This window comes from Leptolyngbya cf. ectocarpi LEGE 11479 (genome assembly GCF_015207065.1).
GTDB lineage: Bacteria > Cyanobacteriota > Cyanobacteriia > Phormidesmidales > Phormidesmidaceae > Leptothoe > Leptothoe ectocarpi.
This window is the reverse complement of record NZ_JADEXP010000362.1, coordinates 1-6,365: the sequence shown is the minus strand read 5'-3', so window position 1 is coordinate 6,365 and position 6,365 is coordinate 1. Positions and strand designations below refer to the sequence as shown.

At 50.8% G+C, this 6,365-nt stretch carries 8 protein-coding genes; all 8 read left to right on the top strand.

Annotated elements, in window-relative coordinates:
• A partial coding sequence (locus tag IQ260_RS25685) for a DNA double-strand break repair nuclease NurA (protein ID WP_193995924.1) occupies window positions 1-546 on the top strand: 546 nt, incomplete at its 5' end.
• Between the two features lie 107 nt (window positions 547-653).
• Window positions 654-899 (top strand): UPF0175 family protein, encoded by a 246-nt coding sequence (locus IQ260_RS25680; protein ID WP_193995923.1) that lies wholly within the window; start codon window positions 654-656, stop codon window positions 897-899.
• Entirely contained in the window at window positions 896-1,390 is a 495-nt protein-coding gene (locus IQ260_RS25675) for a DUF3368 domain-containing protein (protein WP_193995922.1), read from the top strand. Before IQ260_RS25680 ends, IQ260_RS25675 begins: the two co-directional genes overlap by 4 nt.
• 140 nt (window positions 1,391-1,530) lie before the next feature.
• Window positions 1,531-2,499 (top strand): WD40 repeat domain-containing protein, encoded by a 969-nt coding sequence (locus IQ260_RS25670; RefSeq protein WP_193995921.1) that lies wholly within the window; start codon window positions 1,531-1,533, stop codon window positions 2,497-2,499.
• A gap of 144 nt (window positions 2,500-2,643) precedes the next feature.
• On the top strand, window positions 2,644-2,883 hold the full coding sequence (locus IQ260_RS25665) for a NifU family protein (protein ID WP_193995920.1): 240 nt from the start codon (window positions 2,644-2,646) through the stop codon (window positions 2,881-2,883).
• A gap of 111 nt (window positions 2,884-2,994) precedes the next feature.
• Complete coding sequence (gene serS / locus IQ260_RS25660) at window positions 2,995-4,281, top strand: serine--tRNA ligase (protein ID WP_193995919.1); 1,287 nt, start codon at window positions 2,995-2,997, stop codon at window positions 4,279-4,281.
• 173 nt (window positions 4,282-4,454) lie between these two features.
• On the top strand, window positions 4,455-5,549 hold the full coding sequence (gene rseP / locus IQ260_RS25655) for an RIP metalloprotease RseP (RefSeq protein WP_193995918.1): 1,095 nt from the start codon (window positions 4,455-4,457) through the stop codon (window positions 5,547-5,549).
• A 12-nt stretch (window positions 5,550-5,561) separates the two neighbouring features.
• Window positions 5,562-6,266 carry an endonuclease III gene (gene nth / locus IQ260_RS25650; protein ID WP_193995917.1) on the top strand — a complete coding sequence of 235 codons (705 nt, stop codon included), beginning with the start codon at window positions 5,562-5,564 and terminating at the stop codon, window positions 6,264-6,266.
• Window positions 6,267-6,365: the final 99 nt, after the last annotated feature.

Below are 6,365 nucleotides of genomic sequence, written 5' to 3'. Positions count from 1 at the left end.
GCTCAGGTCCCCATGGTGGGCTATCTCAGCGCGTCGCGCAGCAGTGAGGCCCTAAACTTTCTGCGGTTGCAAAGCTGTCCCCATGAACAACCAGACTGCCAAAAGCACTGCGAGGGCCAAACCGACGGTGCCCCCTGTCAGGTATTCTCCCCCCTGCGGGATGTAACCCTGTGGGCCACGTTGCTAGAACCAGGGCAGCGTGGCCCCCTATTCAAAAGCTCCGCCGATATTTTGCAGCTCTACGGCGACCATCAGGTCTACTTTTGCCACGTGCATGTGGGGGCTGAAATTGCGCGGGTGGAGTTCCCTGAGTGGGTGGTCCATGACAGCAAATTATTCAACGCGGCGCTGAGCCTGACGCTAACCCAGGTGCAGAAAGGGTTTGGCTATCCGGTGACCCTGGCAGAAGCCCATAATCAGGCGGTGGTGCGGGGGGGCGATCGCAACCGCTTTTTCGCCCTGCTCGAACAGCAGATGATTCGTGCCGGACTGCAAAATGTCGGCACCTCCTACAAAGAAGCCCGCAAACGCGGCAGCATTGCCTGATTCGCTATGATTAAACTAAACCTTGGTTGTGTCCAGAACTGGAGGTTTCTGCAAAAGAGACTGTAGGTTTAACTTAGACATAGCTGTCCTTCAGCCAAGCAACTCCTATGAGCGTTGTTGTTCCTGACATGATCCTCGAAGCCGCTCAGCTCAGTGAGGATGAACTCAAACTTGAAATTGCCATCATGCTCTACACAGCTGACAAAATCAGCAGTGGTATGGTTCGCAGTTGGACAGGACTATCGGTCATAGAATTCCAGCATCAGCTTGCTAAACGAGATCTTTACCTCAACTATGATGTGGAAGATTTAGAAGCCGATATTGAAACACTAAAATCTCTAGACCTACTTTGATCGTCGTTAGCGATACATCTCCGATTACTAACCTGGCTGCCATTGATCATTTACATCTGCTTCAGCAACTTTACGGTTCCATTCTTATTCCTGTAGCTGTTTATGATGAACTTGTATATCCAGGTAAAAGCGTTCCTGGTCAACAAGAAGTACAGAAACTAATCTGGATTCAAAAACAGCCTGTTCAAGATATCCAAGCTGTTTTAGATATTCAGTCTAGTCGAGCAAACATTGACCGTGGAGAAGCAGAAGCTATTGCTCTAGCGTTAGAAGTTGGAGCAAGTTTAGTACTTATGGATGAACGAAGAGGGCGATCAGCAGGAGCCGCATTTGGTCTCCAAATGACTGGTTTATTGGGTGTCTTGTTACAAGCTAAACAGGCAAACCTGGTAGATACCGTTAAACCTTTGTTAGATAACTTGGTAGCAAAAGCGAATTTTCGAGTAAGTCGCGCCCTCTATGATTTTGCCCTTAAATCAGCTAACGAATGAGTCAGTAGACATAAATTTTCCGCTGAGCCTATCGGGAATTATCTATATGGCAGGCGTTGTTAACTGTACGTTACTGCAGATCCGTATCCTTATATTTACGGACACGGACTGCAATGCCAGTATTAAATAACGTCTGACCAATGCATGTAGTTACTCGAGCAGCGGCTGTGAACTCCTCTCCTCAACCGCCAAGTCGCCATCTCTGGCACTGTACTCAAACTATCAATGCCCACAACAGCTGGATCCGCTCCATCGCTGTGGATAGTCAGGGCCGTTACATCATCAGCGGTAGCGGCGATCGCTCAATTAAACTGTGGCACCTCCACCAAGGACAGCTGCACCAAACACTACAGGGCCACAGCAGCTGGGTGCGAGCCTTGGCCATTAGTCCGGATGATACGTTGATTGCCAGCGGTGGCAATGACAATAGTGTCTGCCTCTGGCATCTGGATAAAGATCAGCATCAAGATCAGCCAGTAGCCACCCTCAAAGGGCACACCGATAGCGTTCGGGCCGTTGTCTTTAGCCCCGATGGTCAGTGCCTATACACTGGCAGCCAGGATAAAACAGTCCGGCGCTGGTCAGTCGCCACTGGCACCTTACAAAAAACACTACTCACCCATCAACACTGGATTCGTACCCTGGTGCTGAGTCCCGACGGCCACACCCTAGTGACCAGCACCCAGGATAGGGAAATTAATATTTGCGATGCGGCCACTGGCCAAATTCGGCGCAGCCTGCAGCGACATACGGACGATATTGTGTCCCTGGCCATCAGCCCCGATGGGGAATTGCTGGTCAGCGGTGGAGCCGATAGAAAGGTAATGTTCTGGCGGCTGCGAGATGGCCGATTTATGGGGGAGTTCGATGCCCATGGGGGTGGTGTGAACAGTGTCAGCTTTAGCGGTGATGGCAAATTGCTGGCCACGGCCAGTCGCGATCGCACTATTCGCATTTGGAACATGACCACCCGCAAACTGCTCGATGTGCTCACTGGCCACGAAAGCGGTGTCTGGTCGGCTGTGTTTGCCCCTGACCACCGCACCCTCATCAGCGGTGATTGGGCCGGACAGATTCGCTGTTGGGAATTAGGGAGTCGGGAGCAGTGAGATCGCGGGGCTCGCTAAGGAAACTTGTTACAAAACTGCTCATTCCCCATTCCCCATACCAGCTATTGAAGAACTTAGGGCCAAGCTTTTCTGGCCAAAAGCTACTATGAAGGTAGCAGTCTCAATCTTCTGATAGCCAATTTTATGGAAACCCTAGCCCTAACAAACAATAACGTTGAACAAGTCCTGGACGAACTTCGTCCCTATCTGATGGCCGATGGCGGTAACGTTGAGCTAGTTGAAATCGACGGCCCTGTGGTCAAACTCCGCCTTCAGGGTGCCTGTGGCTCCTGCCCCAGCTCCGCCATGACTCTGCGCATGGGTATCGAGCGTCGCCTGCGTGAATTTATTCCCGAAATCGCTGAAATCGAGCAAGTAGTCTAGTCCCCTTCAAAGTCCCTCTCCTTAAAGGAGAGGGATTTAGGGTGAGGTAGGGAGAGGGATTTAGGGTGAGGGATGCTATTCTGATTTACTGGGAAAACTCGGTGAACCACAGTGCTTGATCTAAAGCTGATTCGACAACATCCTGACCAAGTGGCAGCGGCCTTAGCCAAGCGCAGCGGCGACTATGCCCAATCCCTGACTGAGCTACAGGCATTGGATAGTGAGCAGAGGGAGTTGGAGGGAGTGCGATCTCAACTCCAGGCCCGCAGCAATGAAATCGGCAAAGCCGTCGGTATGAAAATCAAGGGCGGTGCCGACCCCAAAGGCGACGAAGTCAAAACCCTACGTGCAGAAGGCAACCAGGTCAAAAAAGAACTCTCAGAACTGGAGCCCAAGGAAAAAGAACTCAAGGCCAAAATCCAGGACATCCTGCTCACCCTGCCCAATCTGCCCAGCGATGTCACCCCCAAGGGTAAGGACGAAGAGGACAATGTCGAAATCCGCAGGTGGGGTGATGATCTAATTCTCCAAGGCGACGGTTTCCTCGCCCATTACGAGCTAGGCGAAAAGCTCGGCATCATGAACTTTGAGCGCTCGGTCAAAATTGCCCAGAGCCGATTTGTCACCCTGATCGGTGCCGGTGCCGCCCTCGAAAGAGCCTTGATTCAGTTCATGCTCGACCGCCACACCAAGTCGGGCTACACCGAAATCATGCCGCCGATCCTGGTCAACTCCGCTTCCCTGACGGGCTCTGGCCAGCTGCCCAAATTTGCCGAAGACAGCTTTAAGTGTGCAGACGACGATCTGTGGCTCACCCCCACCGCCGAGGTGCCCCTCACCAACCTGCACCGCAGTGAAATCCTCACCGAAGACGAGCTGCCCATTAACTACTGTGCCTACACCCCCTGTTTCCGTCGAGAAGCAGGCAGCTACGGTCGTGACACCCGAGGTCTGATCCGTCTGCACCAGTTTAATAAGGTGGAAATGTTTAAGTTTGTCCACCCAGACACGTCATTCGACGAACTAGAAGCTCTGACAAAAGATGCCGAAGATATTTTGCAACAGCTAAAACTGCCTTACCGGGTACTGGCTCTTTGCACCGGCGACATGGGATTTTCAGCTACCAAAACCTATGATCTAGAAGTCTGGCTGCCCTCCGCTAATCGCTATCGTGAAATCTCCAGCTGTTCTAACTGTGCTGATTTCCAAGCCCGTCGCGCCGATATCCGGTTTAAAGTTCCAGGTCAAAAAGGCACTCAGTTTGTCCATACCCTTAACGGCTCTGGTTTGGCTATTGGACGGACTATGGCAGCCATTTTAGAAAACTATCAGCAACCCAACGGTAGTGTAAAAGTCCCTGAGGTGCTGCAATCCTATTTAGGACGGGAGTTTCTCTAAGCCATTTAAACCCGCATGTATCGAATCAGAACGGTAGAATAGGGAGAACAGCAAACGTTTTTAGTTGTTTGATTTGCTGGCCTGCTGTTGTGCTGATCTGGGTTTCTTAGCCTGAGTACTGGAGCTGGAGGCAAGCCGTCAAGCGGCTTCTACTGCCCTACTTATTTTCGTCTATGTCCGTTCTGGCCGTCATTTCTGTCATTGCCATCCTGATTTTTGTCCATGAGCTAGGCCATTTCCTAGCTGCTCGTTTGCAAGGCATTCACGTCAACCGGTTTTCCATTGGTTTTGGTCCTATTCTCTGGAAATATCAAGGTTCCCGTACAGAATATGCTCTGCGTGCTCTGCCACTGGGCGGCTTTGTCGGGTTTCCTATGGAAGAAGAGTCGGACAACAGCTTTGCCCCTGACGATCCCAACCTGCTCCAAAATCGACCAGTGCTGGATCGTGCCATCGTTATGAGTGCAGGGGTGATTGCCAATCTGCTATTTGCCTATCTGGTCTTTGTGGTCCAGTTCACCAGTGTGGGGGTGCCTCAAAACTTCGTTCCCGAACCCGGTGTCCTCATTCCCCAGGTGATGTCCAGCACCTCCCCAGCGGCCCAAGCTGGGATTAAAGCTGGAGATATCATCCTTTCCGTTGATAAGCAGTTCCTTGATCAGGGTGAAGAAAACGTACAGACTCTTATAGATGCTATTCAAACTAGCCCCAATGAGCCTGTCGATCTGCTGATTCAGCGTGGTAAACAGGAACTCACTTTGACGGTGACCCCAGACATATCTCCTGAGGGTAAGCCCGTCATTGGAGTACAGCTTTATCCCAATGGCAAATTTAGCTACAAACGTTCCGGCAATCCCATCAAAGTGCTCAAGTTTGCTGCGGATGAGTTTCAGAACGTATTTATTCGGACGGCTCAGGGATTTTATGCCCTAGTGACCAACTTTTCTGAAATGTCGAGTCAGGTATCGAGTCCTGTGGGTATCGTTGATCAGGGGCGAACCATGGCAGACTCAAATATTATCAGTCTGTTTCCGTTTACGGCTCTAATTAGTGTAAACCTGGCCATTATCAATATTTTGCCCCTTCCTGCCTTAGACGGTGGCCAACTGGCGTTTCTTCTAGTGGAAGCCCTGCTTGGTAAGCCCTTACCCCGACGCATTCAAGAAAGCGTTATGCAAACGGGACTACTCCTGTTCTTGGGCCTGGGTGGCATACTGATTGCCCGCGATATTGCCCGGTTAGAAATTTTTCAAAATGTTTTTCAATAGGCAGAGCCAATCGTGACCGCTGCCCAGACAAAACGCCCTCGCCTCACCAAGAAAAGACGCGCACTCTTTATTCTTGAACGGCTTAAGGACCTTTACCCCGAGGCACCCTGCTCCCTTGACTACGAAAATCCCCTGCAGCTACTCATTGCTACCATGCTTTCAGCCCAGTGCACTGATGCACGGGTCAACATAGTTACTCCAGCTCTATTTGAGCGTTTTCCAACGGTGACGAACTACGCTGAAGCTGATGTTAGCGAAATCGAAACCTATGTAAAATCAACTGGTTTCTATCGCAACAAGGCCAAAAATATTCGGGCTGCCTGCGAAAAAATAATCCTCGATTTTAGTGGTGAAGTCCCCCAATCGATGGAAACGTTAACTAGTTTGCCAGGTGTTGCTCGTAAAACTGCAAACGTAGTCCTGGCCCATGCCTTTGGCATCAATGCCGGGGTTACCGTAGACACCCATGTAAAGCGCATTACCCAGCGTCTCGGTCTGACCAAGCACGATACCCCGGTCAAAATTGAGCAGGATCTGATGAAGCTCTTACCTCAACCAGACTGGGAAAATTGGTCTATTCGTCTGGTTTACCATGGCCGTGCTGTCTGCGATGCCCGTAAGCCAGCCTGTGAGCGTTGTCAGCTGATAGAGTGGTGCTCGTCTGGACCAAAATTGATTAAAGCCAGCTCGTCCACCAGCCCGGTCAAAACTTCCTAACCGCAGTAGCCATAGCCCACTAATCTACGTCGGCTCAGCTTAAGATATCCCATCAGGCAGAAAATACATAAAAATCTTTGCCAAAGATGAGGATGTCCC

Bases quoted from the DNA above. Each gene is read 5' to 3' on its own strand.
- IQ260_RS25680 (WP_193995923.1), top strand. From the start codon at position 654: ATGAGCGTTGTTGTTCCTGACATGATCCTCGAAGCCGCTCAGCTCAGT.
- IQ260_RS25670 (WP_193995921.1), top strand. From the start codon at position 1,531: ATGCATGTAGTTACTCGAGCAGCGGCTGTGAACTCCTCTCCTCAACCG.
- IQ260_RS25665 (WP_193995920.1), top strand. From the start codon at position 2,644: ATGGAAACCCTAGCCCTAACAAACAATAACGTTGAACAAGTCCTGGAC.
- rseP (WP_193995918.1), top strand. From the start codon at position 4,455: ATGTCCGTTCTGGCCGTCATTTCTGTCATTGCCATCCTGATTTTTGTC.